The sequence below is a fragment of the Sphingomonas fucosidasi genome (assembly GCF_036663855.1).
Taxonomy (GTDB): Bacteria; Pseudomonadota; Alphaproteobacteria; order Sphingomonadales; family Sphingomonadaceae; genus Sphingomonas; species Sphingomonas faeni_B.
On sequence record NZ_JAXOJR010000006.1, the window covers coordinates 315903 to 337653 of the forward strand.

Genomic DNA, 21751 nt, shown 5'->3' on the forward strand with positions numbered 1-21751 from the left:
CGCTACCTATCAGGGCCGCCGCTTCGACCCAAAGGGATTTGCGCTGCCAATGGCCCGTATCGTGATGAAATTCGGCGGGACGTCGATGGCTGGGATCGAGCGTATCCGCAACGTCGCCGCGCGCGTGAAGCGCGAAGTCGATGCCGGCAACCAAGTCGCTGTCGTCGTCTCCGCGATGGCCGGCGAGACCGATCGGCTGGTCGGCTTCTGCCGCGAGGCGTCGTCGCTGTACGACGCGAAGGAATATGACGTCGTCGTCTCGGCCGGCGAGCAGATCACGAGCGGCCTGCTCGCGATCGCGCTCCAGGCGGCCGGCTGCAAGGCGCGCTCGTGGCTCGGCTGGCAGTTGCCGATCAACACGTCCGACGCGCACGGATCGGCCCGCATCGGCGAGATCGACACGGCCGCGCTCGACGCGAGCCTTGCGGACGGTGTCGTCGCCGTGATCCCCGGCTTCCAGGGCGTCGCGGACGGTAACCGCGTCACGACGTTGGGCCGCGGCGGCTCGGATACGTCGGCGGTCGCGATGGCGGCGGCGATGAAAGCCGACCGCTGCGACATCTATACCGACGTCGACGGCGTCTACACGACCGATCCCAGGATCGTGCCCCGCGCGCGGAAACTGAGCAAGGTGACGTACGAAGAGATGCTGGAACTCGCCAGCGTCGGTGCCAAGGTGCTGCAGACGCGGTCTGTCGGCCTGGCGATGAAAGAGAATGTGCGCGTGCGCGTGCTGTCTTCGTTCGAAGACGGGGATACCAATGACGGACATCGTGGCACGTTGATCGTGGGCGAAGAGGAAATCGACGATATGGAACGCCAGCTCATCACCGGCATCGCGCACGACAAGAACGAGGCGAAGATCACCCTGACGCAGGTCAGCGATCGGCCGGGTTCGGTCGCGGCGATCTTCGCGCCGCTCGCCGAGGCGGGGATCAACGTCGACATGATCGTGCAGAACGTCGCGCATTCGACCGGCTCGACCGACGTGACCTTTACGGTGCCAGCGGCCGATCTGGCGCGCTCGCTCGACGTGCTCGACAAGGCGAAGGACGCGATCGGCTATGCGACGATCGTCCACGACACGCGCGTCGCCAAGGTATCGGTGGTCGGCGTCGGGATGCGCAGCCATGCAGGTGTCGCCTCGACGATGTTCACCACGCTCGGCGAACGCGGGATCAACATCCAGGCGATCGCGACCTCGGAGATCAAGGTCAGCGTGCTGATCGAAGAGGATTATACCGAGCTGGCGGTGCGCGTGCTGCACACCGCGTACGGGCTCGATGCCGAGGATGCGGCTTGAGTTTGAACGCCGTCCTGGAAGTGGTCGCCTCTGCCCGATCCGTCACCCCAACCCACGCCACCATCCCAGCCTACGCCGTCATCTCAGCCCACGCCGTCACCCCAGCGAAAGCTGGGGTCTCCCGCGGCAAGGGCGCGCGCTATCACCGGGAGATCCCAGCTTTCGCTGGGATGACGGATGTGGTTGGGATGACGGATAGATTCGCAAAGGCCGGCAGATTTGCAAAGGCCGGCAGATTTGCGAATATCGGCAGGGTTGCGACGACGGGGATGGATGCATGACGATCGGTACTGAGCGGCTGGCCCGCCGGATGGCGCGCGGCGCCGCATTCCTCGGGTCGGAGGTTGCGATCCTCGGCGGCGCGATGTCCTGGGTGAGCGAACGTCATCTCGTCTCCGCGATCTCGAACGCGGGCGGGTTTGGCGTGATCGCGTGCGGGGCGATGACGCCCGCGCTGCTCGATACCGAGATCGCCGCGACCAAGGCGATGACCGACAAGCCGTTCGGCGTAAACCTCATCACGATGCACCCCGACCTGTTCGAGCTGATCGCGGTCTGCGCGAAGCACAAGGTCGGCCACGTCGTGCTCGCGGGTGGCCTGCCGCCCAAGGGCAGCATCGAGGCGATCAAGGAAACCGGCGCGAAGCTGATCGCGTTCTCGCCTGCGCTGGCGCTCGCGAAGAAGCTGATTCGCTCGGGTGTCGACGCGCTGGTGATCGAGGGCATGGAGGCCGGCGGCCATATCGGCCCGGTCTCGACCAGCGTGCTCGCGCAGGAAATGCTGCCCGAGATCGCCGAGCAAGTTCCCGTGTTCGTCGCGGGCGGGATCGGTCGCGGCGAAGCGATCGCCGGGTATCTCGACATGGGTGCGGCGGGCGTCCAGCTCGGCACGCTGTTCGTGTGCGCGACCGAATCGATCGCGCACGCCAATTTCAAGAAAGCGTTCATCCGCGCCTCGGCGCGCGATGCGATCGCCAGTGTGCAGATCGATGCGCGGCTTCCGGTGATCCCGGTCCGCGCGCTGAAGAACGCGTCGAGCGAGTTGTTCACGGCGAAGCAGCGTGAGGTTGCCGGGCATCTGGATGGTGGTCGGGTCGAGGTGGCCGAGGCGCAGTTGCAGATCGAGCATTACTGGGCGGGTGCGCTGCGCCGCGCGGTGATCGACGGCGATGTCGAGCACGGCTCGGTGATGGCAGGCCAGTCGGTCGGCATGGTCAAGCGCGAGGAGCCCGTCGCGGACATCATCGCCGGGCTGATGGCGCAGGCCGCGGCGGCGCTGGAAGCACGCGCGGTTTAAGGCGGTTCTGATCCTCCCCCGCAAGGGGGAGGTGGCAGGCTCTTGCCTGACGGAGGGGGAGGTTAGCGCCGACTTCTGTTCCGTGTCCTCCCCCTCCGTCGCCTAAGGGCGCCACCTCCCCCTTGCGGGGGAGGATCGAGAGGGCGCTCCCTCTTAACGGCCAATACTCCCACCGGCTTCCACCAAGCACCACCACGGCGGAGGCCGGGGCCCAGTTGGGGGACGTCGCTGACTGAGGTTACGCTCCGTTACTGCAACCTTTCCAACTGGCCCCGGCCTACGCCGGGGTGGAAGCGATCCGGGAAACCCAAACCCCAACGCCGCCCCCTCTCCACTCACCGCAAACCACGTACGGCTTACGTCTCGTTAACCTAATCCCTGCATACAGTGTCCCGTCGGGGGACGTTACGAGGTGTTGCGATGAGTCGTCGGTTTGCTTTGCTGTCCGTTACCGCGCTGGGCCTGCTGGCCGGCTGCACGTCGAAGCCGCGGACCGTGGCGCAGGTCGCGCCGCCCGTGATCATGGTGCCGGTGCCCGCGCCGACGATGCCGAAGGGCGCGTCGCCGACCATCGTCATCCCCGTCGCGCTGGCCGATGGCACCTATCCTACGCCGAATCGCAACCTGACGACGTCCGCCAAGGTCTGGCATCTCCGCGCCGCGCTCAACGTCGCCGCGCTTGCGTGCCGGGGGCCGCAGGAGTTGACGATCGTCGCGGGCTATAACGCGCTGTTGTCGGCGCAGAAGCCGGTGCTCGCCAAGGCCGAGGCGACCTATGCCAGCGAGTACAAGGCGGGCGGCGGCGACTGGCAGGATCGCTACGACGATTCGATGACGCGCCTGTACAACTTCTTCTCGCAGTCCCCCGCGCGCGACGAGTTCTGCGCGGCGGCAGGGGCCGTCCTCGCGCAGAGCACGGGTCTTACCGCCGAGGCACTGCCAGCGTTCGCCGCGCAGAACCTGCCCTTGCTCGAGCGGCCGTTCACCGATTTCTACCGCGCGGTCGATGCGTGGCGCGGTCGCACGGTGCGTCCGGTCCAGCCGCAGCTGGTCGCCTCGCGCCAATATGCATCGAACATGCCGGTGCAGACGATCACGCAGGCCCGGCTCCAGCCGATCTCCCAGCCGGTGCCTCCCGCGCAGCCTCGCCTGAAGCTCGACGCCAGCGTCTTCCAGTAACCACGTTGCGATCCTCCCCCGCCAGGGGGAGGATAGTAGAGTGGCGTTACCGCGAACATCTTGCAGGCAATGGTTGGCTTCCCTGCGAAGACTGGGTTAACAGCCGCGGGAATGGCTGATGTTTCAGATCGTCCGGCGGAAGGCCGCTTCGAAGGGCGCGAGCACCGGTTTCCGGTGCGCGTGTATTTCGAGGACACCGATCTGTCGGGCGCGGTCTATCACGCCAACTATCTGCGCTACATGGAACGCGCGCGGTCGGACATGCTGCGGGTCGGCGGGATCGACCAGCGCGCGGCGTTCGAGGCCGGCGAGGGCTCCTACGCGATCGCCAGCGCCACCATCCGCTATGCCGCGCCCGCCAAGCTCGACGACGCGCTGCTGGTCGTCTCACGGATCACACAAGTCCGCGCCGCGGGCGTCGCCATTCATCAAAGGGTCATGCGCGACGGGCTTGTCTTGGCCGAGGCGGACATTGTGGCGGCATTGGTCGCTCCCAACGGTCGCCCACGCCGTCAGCCACGCGCATGGATCGATATCTACGAACGCCTAGTCTGGCAGGGGGAAGCATGAATCCGGTGTTGACTATGGATAGCGCGACGCTGTCGCCGATCCACTTGTTCCTGCAGGCCGACTGGGTCGTGAAGGGCGTGATGGTCGGGCTGCTGCTCGCCAGCATCTGGACCTGGGCGCTGATCGTCGCGTTCTGGCGGCGGATCGGCAAGACGCGCAAGAACATGGTGCGGTTCGAGCGCGATTTCTGGAAGGCCGAGGATATCGACGTCTTCTACAAGGCGGAGGGCGAGAGCGCCTTGCCGTCCGCGCGCGTGTTCGCGGCGGGCGTGACCGAGTGGCGGCGCTCGACCGCGGGCGGCACGATTGACAAGAGCGGCACGCGCGAGCGACTGGCGACGACGATGGGCGCAGCGGTCGCGAGCGAGATCGACACGCTGTCGGACCGGCTGAACGTGCTGGCGACGGTCGGCTCGGTCGCGCCGTTCGTCGGGCTGTTCGGCACGGTGTGGGGCATCATGCGGAGCTTCACCAGCATCGCGGCGGCGCAGAACACGTCGCTGGCGGTGGTGGCACCGGGGATCGCGGAGGCGCTGTTCGCGACGGCGATCGGGCTGTTCGCGGCGATCCCCGCGGTGATCGCGTACAACCGGTTTTCGCACGGCATCAACCGGATCGAGGCGAGCCTGAACCGGTTCGCCGACGGCTTCCACACGACCCTGTCGCGCCAACTGGACGGCTCGCGATGAGCGCGACGCAAATCCTCCCCGGCACGGGGAGGGGGACCGCGACGCGCAGCGGCGTGGTGGAGGGGGTTCTCCACGCAGCGGAGCATGTGTGGAACGAGGTACTCCACGCAGCGCAGCGTTTGACGCACGCCCCCACCACCAGCTTCGCTGGTCCCTCTCCCCGCGAGCGGGGAGGATTTTAGCGTGGCGATGAACCTTCCTTCCTCCCGCGGGCGTGGCCGCCGCGCGCCGATGGCGGATATCAACGTCACGCCGCTGGTCGACGTGATGCTGGTGCTGCTGATCATCTTCATGGTGACCGCGCCGCTGATGACCGCGGGCGTGCCGGTGAACCTGCCCGACGCGCGCGCGAAAGCGCTCGACCAGGAGCAGAAGCCCGTCGAGATCTCGATGGACGAGACCGGCGCGCTGTTCATCGACCAGGATCAGGTCGCCGACGACGCGCTGCCGATCCGGCTCGCATCGATCGCCGCAAGCCGCGCGGTCGGCGACGAACCTCAGGTGCTGCTGCGCGCGGACCGGAAGCTCGATTACGGCCGCGTGATGCGGGTGATGGGCGAACTCAACCGCGCCGGGCTGAACCGCGTCGCGCTGGTGACCGTCGAGGGCAACCAGAACTGATGGCTGGCTGATGGATCGTTCGGAGAAGATCGGCTTAGGTGTTGCCGTCGTCGGGCATGCGGTGCTGTTCGGCTTGCTGTCGCTCGGTTTTCTCAGCGCGCCCGAACCGCCGAAGATCACCCAGCAGCCGATCGACGTGAGCCTCGTGCCCGATGTCGCGCTTGAGGCGACGGCGCCGCAATCGACCGAGGCGCCTGCGCAATCGATCGCGCCGGACGAGGGTGCGCCCGAGGATGCGGCGCCACCCGCGCCGCAAGAGGCCGAACCCGAGCCGCAGCCCGATCCCACACCGCCCGCGCCGCAGCCCAAGCCCGCGCCGCCGAAACCGGCACCGAAGCCGCAACCGACGCCGGAACCCGCGCCCAGGCCCCAGCCCAAACCCAAGCCCGCGCCACCGAAGCCCGCCGCCAAGCCGGCCCCGGTCGCGAAGCCCGTGGTAAAGCCGCAGCCCAAGCCGACCAAGGCCAAGCCGACCAAGGCTGCGCCGGCGAAATCTGCGCCGGCGAAAACCGCGGCGAAATCGAAGGATACGGCCGCCAAGTCGTCGTCGAGTTCGGCCAAGCCCGCCAAGCCGTCTTCGACCAAGGGCAGTGGCTCGACTGCGGAGGCCAAGACCTCGCGCCCGCGCGGCTCGCGGCTCGGCGATAATTTCCTGAAGGGGCTGTCGGCCGATCCGTCGCCCAGCAAGTCCGAGGCGCCCAAGGCCGCCAAGCTCGGGGCACAGGCAGCGGCGAATATCGGCTCGGCGATCCTGCGGCAGGTGCAGCCCTGCGCGAACCGTCAGGTCACGCCGGGGCCGGGCGCCGAGCGCATCCGCGTGACGATCAACCTGAAGCTCAACCGCGACGGCACGCTCAAGTCGCGGCCGACGATCAGCGGTCATGCCGGCGTCGACGACGACAACCGGCGCTATGTCGACCGAGTCGACGATCTGGCGATCGCGACCTTCGTCGGGTGTTCGCCGCTACGCGGTTTGCCCGACGACCTGTATGACGTGCAGAACGGCTGGAGCAATTTCAGCCTGCGCTACAAACTTCCCGGCTGAGGATGTCCGTTATGACTCGATCGATCCTGGGGTTTTTCCCTTCGCGCCAGACCCTTCCGGTTGCGGGTGACCCCTCAACGCAAGGTAACCACCCCGGCGCAGGCCGGGGCCCAATTCCGAAGGTCGATGTAATGATGCGCAACGCTCCCTCGGCAGCGTCCCCCAATTGGGCCCCGGCCTTCGCCGGGGTGGTGTTGGGTGGGCGTAAGGCTCGTGCGGTTCTTGCTTCGGTTGGGCTGCTCGCGTTCGTCTCCGGTAGTGCAGCGTACGCACAGGACGCACCCGCTCCAGCACCAGCCCCCCAGCAAGCCCCCGCCGATTCCGCAGCACCCGCCGCCCCGGCCGGCGACCAGTCCGGCGGCCTCGTGGTCGACGTCACCGGCGGCATCTCCGCGCCGATGCCGATCGCGATCCCCGTCATGCCGACCGCCGCAGTGGTGTCGACGCCCGCAGGCTCGACCGACGTCCTCGGCCGCCAGCTGTCCGAAATCGTCACCAACGACCTCCGCAATTCCGGCCTGTTCACGCCGCTGTCGCCCGGCCAGCTTCGCCCGGTCAGCTTCCCCGAAGTCACCGCGCCGGGGTTCGACTATTGGGGCGGCACCGGCGCACAGGCGCTGGTGCAGGGCTTCATCCGCGCCAACGGCGACGGCAATTTGACGGTCGGCTGCTACCTCTACGACGTGTCGTCCAAGGCCGAACTCACGCGCACCGGCTTCGTCGTGTCGCCGTCGGACTGGCGCCGCGCAGGTCATAAATGCGCCGACATGGTCTATACCCGCCTCACCGGCGAAGGCGCCTATTTCGACAGCCGCGTCGTCTATGTGTCCGAGACCGGCCCCAAGGGTCGCCGCATCAAGCGGCTCGCGATCATGGATCAAGACGGCGCCAATCACCGCTTCCTGACCAACGGCCAGTCGATCGTGCTGACGCCGCGGTTCGCGCCGAACCAGCAGTCGATCGTCTATATGAGCTATCTCAACAATCGCCCGGCGATCTACGTCTACGACATCGGTTCGGGCAAGCAGCGGCTGGTGGTCGCGAACGCGAACCTGACGTTTGCGCCGCGCTTCTCGCCCGATGGCCGCAACATCTTGTTCTCGATGGCGCAGGGCGGCAACACCGATGTCTACCGCGTCTCGTCGCAGGGTGGTACGCCGCAGCGCCTGACCAACTCGCCGGGGATCGACACGGGCGGCAGCTATTCGCCGGACGGTTCGAAGATCGTGTTCGAGAGCGATCGGTCGGGTGGCCAGCAGATCTACGTGATGAACGCCGACGGATCGAACCAGCAGCGGATCAGCTTCGGCGGCGGGCGGTATGCGACGCCGGTGTGGAGCCCGCGCGGCGACCTGATCGCGTTCACAAAGCTCGGTGGCGGCTTCCGGATCGGCATCATGAGCCCGAGCGGCGGCGGCGAGAAACTGCTGACAAACGACTGGCAGGACGAGGGGCCGAGCTGGTCGCCGAACGGTCGCGTGATCAATTTCTATCGCTCGGGACGCGGCAGCGGCGGCAAGGCGGATCTTTGGTCGGTCGACCTGACCGGCGTCAACGAGCGCAAGATCCCGACGCCGCTCGACGGTTCGGATCCGGCTTGGGGCCCGCTTCGCCCCTAAACCTGCTATGGGGGCGTAACGGGGAATATGATTTTCTACGGGAGACTGTCTATGTCGAAGCTTTCCAACATCTTGCTCGCATGTACCGCGCTGATCGCCGTCGCCGGCTGTGCGAAGAAGCGTCCCGCCGTGCTGCCGCCGGCGCCGGTCGACAACAACGCAGCCGTCGATCCCAATGCGGGCATGAACAATGGTAACGTCGGCGGCGCGATCGTGCCGGGGTCCGATGCCGACTTCCAGCGCTCGGTCAGCTCGAACACGGTGAATTTCGGTCTCGACATGTATGACATCGATCCGACCGCGCGCGCGATCCTCGACAGCCAGGCGCAGTGGCTGGCCAAATTCCCGAACCAGCGCATCACGATCGAAGGCCATGCCGACGAGCGTGGCACGCGCGAGTATAACCTTGCGCTCGGCGATCGCCGTGCGAACGCGACGAAGAACTATCTGGCCGCAAAGGGCGTGTCGTCGGCGCGGATGACGACGATCAGCTATGGCAAGGAGCGCCCGGTGGCGATGGGCTCGGACGACCAGAGCTGGGCGGCGAACCGTCGTGCGGTCACGGTGGTGCTGAACTAGGTTTATCAGCGGTAGGTGCGTGCCGGGCAAAGTTGCTGTCCGGCACGCGCGGCTAGGATTTTTCGTCATCCTGACGAAAGTCAGGATGACGGAACTTTTTGGACGGGCGGTCCAAGCCTGACGCCCCTCACCCTCCCACGTGCAAGAACACGCGGGCCCTTCCCTCTCCCCGCGGGGGAGAAGGGTAGTGGTTTAGCCCAGGGCCCTGTCGAGCAATTTCGCCAACCTGATCCCCCCACGGCGGATTTCCTCGCGCGATACCGGCACCATCTTCGCGATCGTCGCGTCGTCCATCTTCACCCGCGCCGGAACCGTACCGCACGCGTCCCCGCCAAGCGCTACGGCATACGCCGTATGTGACGCCTCCCACGACTCCCGGCTCCAGTCGACGACCGTCCCAGCCCCGATCTTCGCCCGCTCCGCCGCCGGATAGCGCCGGACCAGCGACGGCGGCGTCGAGATCGCGCGCTCCGCCAGCGGCCCGTCCCAGATCGAATGCAGGTTGAACCGCGCCGGGCCATAAATCCCGTAGTCCGCCTTCACGTCGTTGCCGCCCTTGTCGTGGCGGTCGCCGGCGTGGAGCGGCTGGTGGAGGTCGCCGACGAAGTGGATCAGGAACGCCAGCGCCTGGACGCGGTCCCTTTGCGGAGTGGCGCGATCCCGCAGCAGTTTCACGTCGCGGTCGATCTGCGCCGAGACGCAGTCGCCGTCCTTGCACGCCGGCGTCAGGTCGAATGGCGCGCAGACGTCGGCGTTCTGGTAGTGCCAGCTATACGCGAACCCGAAGCGCGATTTGCCGTCGGCGGTCTTCAGCGGCTTGATGCAATCCGCCCAGACGCTCGCCTCCTCGATCGTGCCCGCCGGGCATTCGGGCGTGTCGAGCAACGCCTGTTGCGCGAGCAGTTTCCGGATCGCGACCTTGGTCTTCGGCGTGACGTTGGCATAGGCGATCTGCGCGACGGTCTGGTGGCCATATTCCCAGAACGCGGTGGCGGGGGAGGCGAGGCCGGTAACAGCCAGGACTGACGATGCGGCGGCGAGGAGATAGCGCTTCATGCCGCTTCGTTAGCGTAGATCGCGACCGTCCGGCTACCCGCTGACGAAGCGGTGCCGCGGTACATGCCGACGGTGTTGAACCCCCAGGCCATGTCGCCGTCCGGCCCCGCGACGATCACGCCGCCAGTGCCGCCGAGCGCCTTCACTTCGGCGAGCACCGCGTCGGCGGCGACTTGCGGCGATTCGCCCGACAGGCGGACGCGCGCGGCGATCTCATGGCCGACGCCGACGCGGAGGAAGAACTCGCCCGAGCCGGTGCACGACACCGCGCAGGCGCGGTCGTCGGCGAAGGTGCCCGCGCCGATCACGGGGGTATCGCCGATCCGGCCCCAGCGCTTGCCGGTTACCCCGCCGGTCGAGGTGGCGGCGGCGACGTGGCCGTGCGTGTCGCAGGCGACCGCGCCGACCGTGCCGTACTTCATGTCGACGTCGAACCCGCCGCCGTCCGCCTGGAACTCGGCGAATTGGCGACGGCGTTCGTCGGTCGCGAACCAGTCCGCATCCGCCTGCGGCAATCCACGATCGCGCGAGAACGCATCGGCACCGGCTCCGGCAAGAAACACGTGGCGCCCGTCGTCAAGGATCGCGCGCGCGAGCCCGACCGGATTGCGCGTCGCGGTGGCTGCGGCGACCGCGCCCGCGGCTCGCGTCCGGCCGTCCATGATCGCCGCGTCCAATTCCAGCGTGCCGTCATGCGTGAAGACCGCGCCGCGCCCCGAGTTGAAGTGCGGGTCGTCCTCCAGCACGCGCACGGCGGCTTCGACCGCATCGAGCGCGCTGCCGCCATCCGCCAGCACTTTCGACCCGGCGTCGAGTGCGTTCGACAGCCCGGCCCGCGCGCCGCCATCCTGCTCGGGCGAAACCATCTCGCTGTCGAGTTTGCCGGCGCCGCCGTGGATGACGAGGGTCCAGGTCATGCTGAGTCTTTCGAAGGCAGGGCGCGAAGGCCGATGAGGGGACGGAGCGGCGCGATGCTGCGACCGATCCAGTAGAAGGCGACGCAGCCGAAGATCGTCGCAGCCAGCAGGCCCGCGAACTCCACCCAACCCGGCAGGCCGGCGGGGAGCAGCGCATACATGACGAGGACGATGATCGTCTGGTGGATCAGATAGAACGGGAACACCGCCTCGGTCAGCATCGGCCGCCAGCGATGGTCGCGGTTCCAATGCCGCTCGGCGATTCCGATAAGCGCGACGATCGCACCCCATTGCTCGACCGCGTGGGCGATGCCGTAGGGCGTGTAGACCCAGCGCGGCGTCACGACATCCGCCAGCCAGCGCAGCTCGATGCCGATAATCACGATATAGCCGAACAGCGCGGCGAACGCGCCCGCCTTCCACCAGCGCGCGATCGCCGCCATCGCGGGCTCGGACCGCGCAAGGCCGAAGCCGAACAGGAAGGCGGGGAAATAGGTGACGTGTGCGATCCAGTCGCCCCACAAAGCCTGCGTATCGCCGACCATGCGCATCCACCAGGCATGGACGAACACGAGCCAGGCGACCGGCAGCAGCACCACCGCCCAGCCGCCGAACACTCGGTCGAACGCGCGTTGCAACCACTGGCCTCGGACGACGATCACCCCGAGCGTCAGGACGGTCGTGTAGACCCAGAGATAGACGACGAACCAGAGGTGGTTCCAGGTCGGCAGCGACAGCCCGGCGAGCGTGTCGAAGCGGAAATAATCGTGTGTCCAGAACGTCCAATAGCTGCCCGCATAGCCATGCTTGGTGACCAGTTCGACCCAGGGTTGCGGCGGTACGATCACCGCGATTCCGAAGACCAGCGGCACGAGCAGCCGGTTGCAGCGATTGGCGAAGAACCCGGCGGTGCCGCTCGATCGGGCGAGCAGCGCGCGGCTGGCATAGCCCGACACGACGAACAGCAAGGTGAGGCGCCACGCGTTGCTGGCGAGCATCGGCAGCCGTACCCAGTCCTCGACATGGAGCGACTTCACGTGGAAATTCCACGGCACGAAGACCATGCCGATATGATAGACGATCAGCAGGGCGAACGCGCCGATCCGCAGCCAGTCCATGCCGAAATGCCGATTCATCGCGCGGCCCTACGGGGCGGGGGGCGGTGCCGCAAGCGCGGGACGGTCGAGGTGGTGCGCAGAACCGACCGGTATCCCTGCAATCCTCCCCCGCAAGGGGGAGGTGGCTGGCGCTAGCCAGACGGAGGGGGAGGACACGGAGCAGAGGTTTCCCTTCCCGCCCCCTCCGTCACCTTCGGCGCCACCTCCCCCTGGCGGGGGAGGATCGATGTATCCCCGCGCCTGTGTTCGGCCAGTTCAAACCTTGATGCGCGGCGTGCCCATGAAGTCGCGCTTGCCGATCGGCACGCCCTGGGCGCGCAGGATCGCGTAGGCCGTCGTCGCGTGGAAATAGAAGTTCGGCTGCGAGAACGACAGCAGGAAGTTCGCGCCGGTGAACGGCATGACGAACGTCCCGAACTCGAACTTGGTGTCGTTGTCGGCGAGCACGTCGAACGCCTCCCGGTCGATCGCTTCCAAGGTGGCGATCGCGTCGCGCAGGACGGCGTGAAGCCCCGCAAAATCGGTCGGCCAGGCGGACCGGTCGGGCGAGAAGGTGCCGCAGCGGACGCCTTCGATCCCGCCGACCGAATGCGCTGCGCACGACTTCACCTGATACCCGAACGGCAGCATGTCGTCGGCGAGCTTCGCGTCGATCAGCGTCGCGGGCTCGATCCCGCGCTCGACCGCGAACGCTTCCGCCTTGTCGAGCAACACGTCGACCGCGCGGAGAATCTGGAGGTTCGAGGGGATCGTCGCATCGTAGAGGGAAAGCGTCATCGACCGGGCTCCTATGTGTCGCGCCGCTATGGCCGACGTTGGCCGCGCTCGCCAGCGCCGTCCTTGCCGGCGATGTTCCGTTTCACCGCGCAAGTCGCTATATACGCCTCGAACCCCCCGAGGAATCCCCATGTCCCTTCGTCCCTGGCGCGATATCACCCGCCGCAAGAGCCGCCAGATCATGGTCGGCAACGTCCCCGTCGGTGGCGACGCGCCGGTCACCGTGCAGACGATGACCAACACGCCGACCGACGACGTGCGCGCGACCGTCGACCAGATCCGCCGCTGCGAAGAGGCGGGCGTCGACATCATCCGCGTCAGCTGCCCCGACGTCGAATCGACCACCGCGCTGAAGCAGATCGTCCGCGCCAGCCGCGTGCCGATCGTCGCGGACATCCATTTCCACTACAAGCGTGCGCTCGAAGCCGCCGATGCGGGCGCGGCGTGCCTGCGCATCAACCCGGGCAATATCGGCTCGGCGGCGCGCGTGAAGGAGGTCGTCGACGCGGCCAAGTCCAATGGCTGCGCGATCCGGATCGGCGTCAACGGCGGCTCGCTGGAGCGGCATCTGCTCGAGAAATACGGCGAACCTTGCCCCGATGCACTGGTCGAGTCGGCGCTCGATCATATCAAGCTGTTGCAGGACCACGACTTTCACGAATTCAAGGTGGCGGTGAAGGCCTCCGACCTGTTCCTTGCGGTCGCGGCCTATCAGCAGCTCGCCGAACAGGTCGATTGCCCGCTGCATCTCGGCATCACCGAGGCGGGCGGCTTCGTCGGCGGCACTGTGAAGTCCGCGATCGGGATGGGCAGCCTGCTCTGGTACGGCATCGGCGACACGATCCGCGTGTCGCTCTCCGCCGAGCCCGAGGAGGAAGTCCGCGTCGGCTTCGAGATCCTCAAGTCGCTCGGCATCCGTAACCGCGGCGTCCGCGTCGTGTCGTGCCCATCGTGCGCGCGGCAGGGCTTCGACGTGATCCGCACCGTGCAGGCGCTGGAGGAACGGCTCCAGCACATCCGCACGCCGATGTCCTTGTCGGTGCTCGGCTGCGTGGTCAACGGCCCTGGCGAGGCGCGCGAGACCGACATCGGCATCACCGGCGGCGGCAACGGCAAGCACATGGTGTACCTATCGGGCGTCACCGACCATCACGTCCAGGACGCCGATATGGTCGACCACATCGTCCGGCTTGTCGAGGCCAAGGCGGCTGAGATAGAAGCCGCGGACGAAGCCGCCGCGGCGCTGGTGCCGGTGGCGGCGGAGTAGCGCGCTCGCGGTCGAGCGATCGGTTCCGTCATCCTGACGAAAGTCAGGACCCAGAGCCATGAAGTGCGCCGGTCGTTACCCTGGGTCCTGACTTTCGTCAGGATGACGGGGTGAGGGGGCAGCCTACCATATTCGGTTCTCCCGCGAAGGCGGGAGCCCAGGGTTTCAAGCGCTAGCGTTCGTAATCCTGGACCCCCGCTTTCGCGGGAGAACGGCACGCCCGGTCTTGGACGTCAGCCGATCCAAAGGGGGGATCGCCATCGATACACGCTGCGATAGCGCCGGTGCGTGATGGCGGTTAAGCCGCTTCCATGACCATCCCAGCCGTTCCTGCGTAACTGCCGTCGTGACGAAACCCCGCACCGTCTCCCCCGCATTGGCCTTCGCCGTTGCCGCGTTTGGCATCGGGCTGTTCTCCATGATGGACGCGGTGATGAAGTCGCTCGTCCTTGCGATCGGCGTCTATAACGCGCTGCTGTGGCGGCAGATGATCAGCGTCGGGCTCGGCGCGGTCGCATGGAAGCTCGGGAACAGCGGACGGCCGAGCAAGCGGGCGCTGAAACTGCACTGCGCGCGCGGGCTGGTGACGACCGCGATGGCGGTGCTGTTCTTCTGGGGGCTGGCCCGCGTGCCGATGGCGCAGGCGATTTCGCTGACCTACATCGCGCCGATACTCGCGTTGCTGCTCGCGGCGCTTACGCTGGGTGAGCGCGTCGGGTGGAAGACGTTCGTCGCGTCGATCGCCGCGCTTGGCGGCGTGCTGGTGGTGATGATCGGGCAAGGGCGGGAGGTGCCTGGACCCGAGACGTTCCATGGCACGCTGGCGATCCTCGGGTCGGCGGTGTTGTATGCGGTCAACCTCGTGATCGCGCGGTTGCAGAGCCAGGCGGCACGGCCCGGCGAGATCGCGTTCTTCCAGGCGCTCGTGATCACCGCGACGCTGGCGCTGGCGGCACCCTGGCTGGCGGTGGTGCCCGAGGCTGCGCAGTGGCCCAAGCTCGTGCTTGCCGCAGGGCTCGCGACCGCGTCGTTGTGGCTGCTCGGCTGGGCGTACGCGCATGGCGACACCGGCTTCCTCGCGACCACCGAATACACCTCGTTCGTCTACGCCGCGGTGCTGGGTTTCCTGGTGTTCGGCGAGCGGGTATCCGCGTTCACGCTGGCAGGCGCGGCGATCATCGTCGTCGCGTGCCTGTACGCGGCGCGGCGGCGTGACATCGCGCAGAGTTCGATCGAGGCAAGTGCATGACCCATATCCGTTCCGCCACCGCCGTCGATGTCGGCACGATCCTGCGCTTCATTCGCGAACTCGCCGCGTTCGAGCGCGAGCCCGATGCGGTCGAGGCGACCGAGCCGATGCTGGAAGACGCGCTGTTCGGGGAGCGGCCGGCAGCGGAGGCTCTGATCGCGGAAAACGCTGACGGCCCGCTCGGCTTCGCGCTGTTCTTCCATAATTTCTCGACCTGGACGGGCAAGCGCGGGCTGTATCTCGAGGATCTGTACGTGACCCCGGAAGCACGCGGGCAGGGGGTCGGCGGTGCGCTGCTGTCGCATCTCGCCGGCATGGCGCTCGATCGCGGGTGCGCGCGGTTCGAATGGTCGGTGCTCGACTGGAACGCCGATGCGATCGCGTTCTACCGGAAGGTCGGCGCGGTCGGGATGGAAGACTGGACGATCCAGCGTATGTCCGGAGATGCGCTAGTCAGGCTGGCGGGGCGGTAAGAGGGCCACCGCTGCGGCGAACACCGGTCGCGTCCTATGGTACCTCCCCGGCGCAGGCCGGGGCCCAATTGGGAAACGAAGGTAACGACGGATGGTGCTCCGTTACTTCGACCTTCCCACTTGGACCCCGGCCTGCGCCGGGGAGGATTTGGGCAATAGACCGTCAGACGTCAGATCACCGCCCTGCGGCGTCGTCCGAGTTCATCGGCTCCTTGCCCTTCGCCTTCTCGGCCTCATAGCGCTCGATCGCCTCGACCGTGACGCGCTTGGCTTCCTCGGCGTCGCCCCACTTGCCGACGCGAACCCACTTCGTCTTCTCGAGGTCCTTATAGTGCGTGAAGAAATGCTCGATCTGCTCGAACACGATCTCGGGCATGTCGGCACGCTCGCCGATGTTGGCGTAATACGGGAACACCGCATCGACCGGCACGCAGACGAGCTTCTCGTCGCCGCCGGCTTCGTCTTCCAGGTTCAGCACCGCGATCGGACGCGCACGGACGACGCAGCCGGGGATGAACGGCGAACGTGCGATCACGAGGGCATCGAGCGGATCGCCGTCTGGGCTCAGCGTGTGCGGCACGAAGCCGTAGTTCGCGGGATAGCGCATCGGCGTGTGCAGGATGCGATCGACGAACAGCGCGCCACTGGCCTTGTCGAACTCGTACTTCACAGGCTCGCCGCCGGTCGGCACTTCGATGATGACGTTCAGGTCCTCGGGCGGGTTCTTGCCGGTCGGGATGAGATCGATACGCATGGCGGTCCTTTCGAATATGACGGTGCCGGCGCTCCTCGTGTGGGGAGCGGCCGGCACCGATAGATTTCAAAGGCTCAACGCGGCGTCAGCAGCTTGTCGAGCCCGCCGTCACCTGTACCCACCTTCTGCAGGCGCGGATAGCGCGGCCCGTCATGGTAATCGAGCGTGATATCCCGGAATCGGTCATTGTTCTTGACCGTGAGGCGAATCGGCACCTTCGTCCCCTTTGCCGCCAGGATCGCCGCCTTGATCCGGTCGGACGAATAGGCCTCGCTGTTGACCGCCTCGATCTCGGTACCGACGTCGAGGCCCGCCTTGAACGCCGGGCTGTCCCAGATCGACGAGGTCACGACGCCCTCCTTGTTGATCACCATGCCCAGCGAATAGCTGACATCGGTGCCGCGGGTCTTCTCCGCCTGCTTCAGATACGGGCTCTGCTCGGGGCCGTAGACCAGCTTGTAGCCGTTCATCGCGAAGCCGTTGATCGGCGCAGGCTTGCCCGTCTCGGTCAGGCGCGTGTTGAGGAACGTCGCCCAGTCATAGGGGACGATCCCGTTCAGCGTCTTGGTGACGTCGGCGAAGGTGTAGGTAAGCTCACCGTAATCGCCGTCGCGGACGCCGAAGAACGCCTTGGCGAAATCGTCGATCGACTTGGTGCCGTTCGACTTCTGACGGAGCATCGCGTCGACCTCCATCCAGACCATCAGGCCCTCGTTGTAGTAATCTTCCGACCGCTGCCAGCTGGTCCAGCCCTTCGGCTTGCGAGCCGAGATGACGGGATCGTTGGTGGTATCGATCAGCGGACGCCACTGGCGGCCCGGCGCGGTGTCGTAGATGCCGAGGATCGAGGCATAGCCGTCGAGCGTGTCCTGCTTGCTGACCAGCCCCGAGCGCGCCTGCAGCACATAGCCCCAGAACTGGGTCTGGCCCTCGTACACCCACAACAGCGAATCGCGCATCGGCGTGCGGAAATCGGGGGTCCAAAGGTCGGCACCGCGCCTGAACTTGCCGTCCCAGCTATGCGTGAACTCATGCGGGAGGAGGTTGCGTGCGGCGGCGCCCGTGTCCCACTCGGTGAAATACCCCGGGCGGACGCCGTTCTCGGAACTGCGGTGATGCTCGAGACCGATCCCGCCGAGCTGGTCGGTGATCGACAGCAGGAACTCGTAGCGATCGTAATGCTGCGCGCCGAACGTCTTCACCGCCTGATCGACGAGCCGCTTGTGCGCGTCGATCTGCTCGGGCTTGGCCACGAGCTGGTCGGGGCTGTCCGCGAACACGTTGAGGCCGACGCGGGGGCTGAGCGGCCAGACCTTGCCGTATTTGCCAGCGAGCGTCGGCGAATCGACGAGGATCTCGTAGTTGGTCGTGTCGTAGCTGTAGGTCGATCCCGACACCTTGGCCGGCACCGCACCCGCAGCGGTCCAGCCCGCCGGATAGGTCGCGGTCATCTTGATCGGGATCTGGCGCGTGAAATAACCGGCCGGGTACAGGCTGACGAGGTTCGGCTGGAGGCTGACCATCGTCGGCGTCATCACGATGCGGCCCTGGTCGCCCTTGGTCGCGGAGATGAACTGGAACTCGGCTATCAGGGTCTTCACACCGGCCGGCACGTCGATATGGAACGCGAACACGTCGACCGGATCGCGCGTCCAGGGCACGATCTTGCCGTTCGCGCGGATCACCAGGCCGGCGAGCTTCTCGATCTCGCCGCGCGGGGAATGCGCGCCGGGCAGCCACTTCGGATACAGCAGCGCCATCGGCCCCGCCTTGGCGACCGAGATCGTCTCCTTCACGCGGAAGATGCCGCGCTCGGTATCGGTCGCGTCGACGTCGAGCAGCAGCGTGCCTGGATAGGGCGTGTCGACCGCGTCGGGGATCGTGTCGACGAACGGCACCGGCTGCGGTGCGGTGTTGCCCGCGGGGACCTGCGCGAAGGCGGGGCCTGCGGCGGGCATGACAGAAGTAAGCAGCGACGCGACGATAAGCTTGCGTATCAAGGAAAGGCCTTCCGGCAAAGAGACGATGGCCCGAGGTGTAATCGCGATAAAGGGCAGTCGTCCAGTCCTTTGCCGGCAGTCCTTTGCCGGTCGTGTCGTCGCCTCCGCCCGCGAATGGCGTCAGTGCGCCTTGGGTTTCTTCACCGCATGCAACGCCAACGCGATCGCACCGCCCAGGATCAGTCCGACCACGCCCGAGAAGAACGCGTTCACCGCCCAGTTCACCGCGCCTTTGGCTACCGGCACCGCAGCTGCCGCGCTCTCGGCGGTGTGGTGGATCCAGTGCGGGACCGTCGTCAGGCCGAATTCCTCGATCCCGTGGACGATGATCTGGCCACCGACCCACACCATCGCTGCCGTGCCGATCACCGACAGCGCCGACATGACGATCGGCATGCCCTTCACCAGCCCACGGCCGATTTTCTGCACGACCGGGCTGCTGCGCTGGGCGAGATGCAGTCCGATATCGTCCATCTTCACGATCAGCGCGACCGCGCCATAGACCATGATCGTGATGACGATGCCGACCAGCGCGAGCACGATCGCCTGCTCCCAGATCGGCTTGGTCGCGACGTCGGACAGCGCGATGACCATGATCTCGGCCGACAGGATGAAATCGGTGCGGATCGCGCCCGATACCTTCTGGGCCTCGAGCGTCTTGGCATCGACCGGCTCGGCGACGACCTCCTCGGCATGCCCGCCGCCGAACGCCTCGAGAATCTTCTCCGCGCCTTCGAAGCACAGATACGTCCCGCCCAGCATCAGCAGCGGCGTCAGCAACCATGGTGCGAACGCGCTCAATGCCAGCGCTGCGGGCAGGATGAACAGCAGCTTGTTGCGGAACGAACCGAGCGCGATCTTGCCGATCATTGGCAGTTCGCGCTTCGGCTCGAACCCGACCATGTAACGCGGCGTCACCGCGGCGTCGTCGACCACCACGCCGATCGCCTTGCTGCCGGCCTTGCTGGTCGCCGCGCCGATGTCGTCGAGGCTGGCAGCGGCGAGCTTGGTGATCCCGGCAATGTCGTCGAGCAGTGCGACCAGTCCTGAGGCCATCGATGGTGTCCTTCGCGTGGGTACCGGCGTTCGGTAACGTGACAGGCGGTAACGTGACAGGATTGTCATGCAACGCCTTTCGCACTTGCGGTAGTGCGTGGCGCGCGGAATGGTTGCAGCCGCCCCGCCTAAAGCGACAGGATTAGCCATGAACGACGACTTCATCACGAACCTGCCAAAGGCCGAACTCCACCTCCATATCGAGGGGAGCCTGGAGCCCGAACTCATGTTCGCGCTGGCCGAGCGCAACAACGTCGCGATCCCGTTCAAAAGCGTCGAGGATGTCCGCGCGGCCTACAGTTTCACCAATCTCCAGACCTTCCTCGACATCTATTACGCCGGTGCCGCGGTGCTCCAGACCGAGGAGGACTTCCGCGATCTGGCAGTCGCCTATTTCGACCGCGTCGCGGCCGACGGCGTCGTCCATGCCGAGATCTTCTTCGATCCGCAGACGCATACGCACCGCGGCATCCCGTTCGATGTCGTCGCGCGCGGGTTGTTCGCGGGGATCGACGAGGCGCAGGAAAAGCACGGCATGTCGGTCGGCCTGATCATGAGTTTCCTGCGCCATCTCGACGAGGAAGACGCGTTCAAGACCTTCGCCCAAGCCGAACCCTGGCTCGACCAGTTCATCGGCGTCGGGCTCGATTCGTCCGAAGTCGGCCATCCGCCCTCGAAGTTCGCGCGTGTGTTCGCGGCGTCGGCGGATGCCGGGCTGATGCTGTGCGCGCATGCCGGCGAGGAGGGCCCGCCCGCGTATATCCACGAGGCGCTCGACATCCTCCAGGTGGACAGGATCGACCACGGCAACCGCGCGCTGGAGGATCCTGCGCTGGTCGCCCGGCTGGCACGCGATGCAATGACGCTGACGGTATGCCCGCTCTCGAACGTCGCCTTGCGGAACGTCGACACGCTGGAGAATCACCCGATCGACCGGATGCTCGACCTCGGTCTGCGTGCGACGATCCATTCGGACGATCCCGCGTATTTCGGCGGCTATATCGGCGAGAATTTCCGCCAGACCGCGCGCGCCCGCAATCTCTCCCGCGAACAGGTCGTGACGCTCGCGCGCAACAGCTTCCTCGGCAGTTTCCTCGACGACGATGCGCTCAGCGGCCATCTCGCAACGCTCGATGCCTATGTGAAAGCGCATCCGTGATCGGACGTTTCCTGTCGGTTTTCGAGCCGTTCATCCTGATGCTGCTCGGCACGGTCGTGCTTGCGAGCCTGTTGCCGGCGCGCGGCGAGATGGCGACGGTCGTCGGCTATGCGGCGGATATCGGCATCGTCTTGCTGTTCTTCCTGCACGGCGCGAAACTGTCGCGCGAGGCGATCCTGTCGGGCCTGCGCAACTGGAAGCTGCACCTCGCGGTGCTCGCGGTGACGTTCGTCGCCTTCCCGCTGTTCGGCCTCGGGCTCAGCGCGCTGCCGTTCGTCAACGGCCCGCTCGCTGCCGGGCTGCTGTTCCTGACCTTGCTCCCCTCGACCGTGCAGTCGTCGATCGCCTTCACCGCGATCGCGCGCGGCAACGTCGCGGCGGCGGTGTGCAGCGCGTCGTTCTCGAACCTGCTCGGCATTCTCGTCACGCCCGCCCTGGTCGCGCTGCTGATGGAGACGTCGGGCAGCGGCGGGATCTCGATCGACAGCATCGAGGCGATCGTGCTGCAATTGCTCGTTCCGTTCGTCGCCGGGCATCTGCTCCGGCCATGGATCGGCGCGTGGGTTACGCGGCGCAAGGCTTTGCTGACGGTGGTCGATCGCGGCTCGATCCTGCTGGTCGTCTACAGCGCCTTTGGGGCTGCTGTGGTCGAGGGTCTGTGGACCAAATTGTCGCTCGGCGACCTGATCCTGATCGGCCTGCTGTGCGCCGCGCTGCTCGCGTTCGTGCTCGCGCTCACCTTCGCGGTCGCGCGGTTGATGAAGCTCCCCCGCGAAGACGCGATCGTGCTCCAGTTTTGTGGCTCCAAGAAGAGCCTGGCGTCGGGCGTGCCGATGGCCGGCGTGCTCTTTCCACCCGCGCAGGTCGGCGTGATCCTGTTGCCTGTCATGCTGTTCCACCAGTTGCAGCTGATCGCCTGCGCAGTGATCGCCCGGCGCTATGCCGAGTCCGCCCCGCCGATCTCGCCCCACTGATCGCGATCAGCACCATTGTCGTCACGGTATTTGCTTTGTTCCGCGGACC

At 66.6% G+C, this 21751-nt stretch carries 21 protein-coding genes; 14 read left to right on the forward strand and 7 right to left on the reverse strand.

Annotation, left to right across the window (positions count from 1 at the left end):
• The first annotated feature begins 49 nt into the window (after window positions 1-49).
• From U1737_RS13155 to pal, 9 genes are all read left to right on the forward strand, one after another.
• Window positions 50-1303: an aspartate kinase gene (locus tag U1737_RS13155; RefSeq protein ID WP_332797067.1), complete on the forward strand. Its 1254-nt coding sequence runs from the start codon at window positions 50-52 to the stop codon at window positions 1301-1303.
• Between the two features lie 277 nt (window positions 1304-1580).
• Window positions 1581-2600, forward strand: a complete 1020-nt coding sequence (locus tag U1737_RS13160) for an NAD(P)H-dependent flavin oxidoreductase (protein WP_332797068.1) — start codon at window positions 1581-1583, stop codon at window positions 2598-2600.
• 420 nt (window positions 2601-3020) lie between these two features.
• A complete protein-coding gene (locus U1737_RS13165; protein WP_248523958.1) occupies window positions 3021-3779 on the forward strand; it encodes a hypothetical protein in 759 nt (252 codons plus the stop codon).
• 111 nt (window positions 3780-3890) lie between these two features.
• Window positions 3891-4349 (forward strand): YbgC/FadM family acyl-CoA thioesterase, encoded by a 459-nt coding sequence (locus U1737_RS13170; protein WP_332797069.1) that lies wholly within the window; start codon window positions 3891-3893, stop codon window positions 4347-4349.
• Window positions 4346-5038 carry a protein TolQ gene (tolQ, locus tag U1737_RS13175; protein ID WP_332797070.1) on the forward strand — a complete coding sequence of 231 codons (693 nt, stop codon included), beginning with the start codon at window positions 4346-4348 and terminating at the stop codon, window positions 5036-5038. Before U1737_RS13170 ends, tolQ begins: the two co-directional genes overlap by 4 nt.
• 183 nt (window positions 5039-5221) lie before the next feature.
• Window positions 5222-5659 (forward strand): protein TolR, encoded by a 438-nt coding sequence (tolR, locus tag U1737_RS13180; protein ID WP_248523964.1) that lies wholly within the window; start codon window positions 5222-5224, stop codon window positions 5657-5659.
• A gap of 10 nt (window positions 5660-5669) precedes the next feature.
• The gene (gene tolA / locus U1737_RS13185; protein WP_248523966.1) at window positions 5670-6704 is read left to right on the forward strand and encodes a cell envelope integrity protein TolA; all 1035 of its coding nucleotides are present in this window, start codon (window positions 5670-5672) and stop codon (window positions 6702-6704) included.
• 131 nt (window positions 6705-6835) lie between these two features.
• Window positions 6836-8323, forward strand: coding sequence for a Tol-Pal system beta propeller repeat protein TolB (gene tolB, locus U1737_RS13190; protein WP_248523968.1), 1488 nt, complete (start codon window positions 6836-6838; stop codon window positions 8321-8323).
• Between the two features lie 51 nt (window positions 8324-8374).
• Window positions 8375-8902, forward strand: a complete 528-nt coding sequence (pal, locus tag U1737_RS13195; protein ID WP_332797071.1) for a peptidoglycan-associated lipoprotein Pal — start codon at window positions 8375-8377, stop codon at window positions 8900-8902.
• A 192-nt stretch (window positions 8903-9094) separates the two neighbouring features.
• Here pal and U1737_RS13200 read toward each other — a convergent pair whose 3' ends face one another.
• From U1737_RS13200 to U1737_RS13215, 4 genes are all read right to left on the reverse strand, one after another.
• Window positions 9095-9958: a S1/P1 nuclease gene (locus U1737_RS13200; RefSeq protein ID WP_332797072.1), complete on the reverse strand. Its 864-nt coding sequence runs from the start codon at window positions 9956-9958 to the stop codon at window positions 9095-9097.
• Entirely contained in the window at window positions 9955-10875 is a 921-nt protein-coding gene (locus U1737_RS13205; protein WP_332797073.1) for an isoaspartyl peptidase/L-asparaginase family protein, read from the reverse strand. The genes U1737_RS13200 and U1737_RS13205 overlap by 4 nt, the downstream gene beginning before the upstream one ends.
• The gene (locus U1737_RS13210) at window positions 10872-12011 is read right to left on the reverse strand and encodes an acyltransferase family protein (RefSeq protein WP_248523976.1); all 1140 of its coding nucleotides are present in this window, start codon (window positions 12009-12011) and stop codon (window positions 10872-10874) included. The genes U1737_RS13205 and U1737_RS13210 overlap by 4 nt, the downstream gene beginning before the upstream one ends.
• A 237-nt stretch (window positions 12012-12248) precedes the next feature.
• Window positions 12249-12770: a DUF1993 domain-containing protein gene (locus U1737_RS13215; protein ID WP_248523978.1), complete on the reverse strand. Its 522-nt coding sequence runs from the start codon at window positions 12768-12770 to the stop codon at window positions 12249-12251.
• A gap of 130 nt (window positions 12771-12900) precedes the next feature.
• Here U1737_RS13215 and ispG point away from each other — a divergent pair, with 130 nt between their 5' ends.
• The 3 genes from ispG (at window position 12901) to U1737_RS13230 (ending at window position 15759) form a co-directional block, all read left to right on the forward strand.
• Entirely contained in the window at window positions 12901-14037 is a 1137-nt protein-coding gene (ispG, locus tag U1737_RS13220) for a flavodoxin-dependent (E)-4-hydroxy-3-methylbut-2-enyl-diphosphate synthase (protein WP_332797074.1), read from the forward strand.
• A gap of 346 nt (window positions 14038-14383) precedes the next feature.
• On the forward strand, window positions 14384-15286 hold the full coding sequence (locus tag U1737_RS13225; RefSeq protein WP_332797075.1) for a DMT family transporter: 903 nt from the start codon (window positions 14384-14386) through the stop codon (window positions 15284-15286).
• The gene (locus U1737_RS13230) at window positions 15283-15759 is read left to right on the forward strand and encodes a GNAT family N-acetyltransferase (RefSeq protein ID WP_248523984.1); all 477 of its coding nucleotides are present in this window, start codon (window positions 15283-15285) and stop codon (window positions 15757-15759) included. Before U1737_RS13225 ends, U1737_RS13230 begins: the two co-directional genes overlap by 4 nt.
• 175 nt (window positions 15760-15934) lie before the next feature.
• Here U1737_RS13230 and ppa read toward each other — a convergent pair whose 3' ends face one another.
• From ppa to U1737_RS13245, 3 genes are all read right to left on the reverse strand, one after another.
• Entirely contained in the window at window positions 15935-16513 is a 579-nt protein-coding gene (gene ppa / locus U1737_RS13235) for an inorganic diphosphatase (RefSeq protein ID WP_332797076.1), read from the reverse strand.
• Window positions 16514-16587: 74 nt separating this feature from the next.
• Window positions 16588-18513: a M61 family metallopeptidase gene (locus U1737_RS13240; protein ID WP_332797077.1), complete on the reverse strand. Its 1926-nt coding sequence runs from the start codon at window positions 18511-18513 to the stop codon at window positions 16588-16590.
• A gap of 120 nt (window positions 18514-18633) precedes the next feature.
• Complete coding sequence (locus tag U1737_RS13245) at window positions 18634-19569, reverse strand: DUF808 domain-containing protein (protein ID WP_332797078.1); 936 nt, start codon at window positions 19567-19569, stop codon at window positions 18634-18636.
• A gap of 148 nt (window positions 19570-19717) precedes the next feature.
• Between U1737_RS13245 and U1737_RS13250 the strand changes: the two genes are divergently transcribed.
• Window positions 19718-20728: an adenosine deaminase gene (locus tag U1737_RS13250; RefSeq protein WP_332797079.1), complete on the forward strand. Its 1011-nt coding sequence runs from the start codon at window positions 19718-19720 to the stop codon at window positions 20726-20728.
• The gene (locus U1737_RS13255; RefSeq protein ID WP_432715095.1) at window positions 20728-21702 is read left to right on the forward strand and encodes a bile acid:sodium symporter family protein; all 975 of its coding nucleotides are present in this window, start codon (window positions 20728-20730) and stop codon (window positions 21700-21702) included. The genes U1737_RS13250 and U1737_RS13255 overlap by 1 nt, the downstream gene beginning before the upstream one ends.
• Window positions 21703-21751 lie beyond the last annotated feature (49 nt).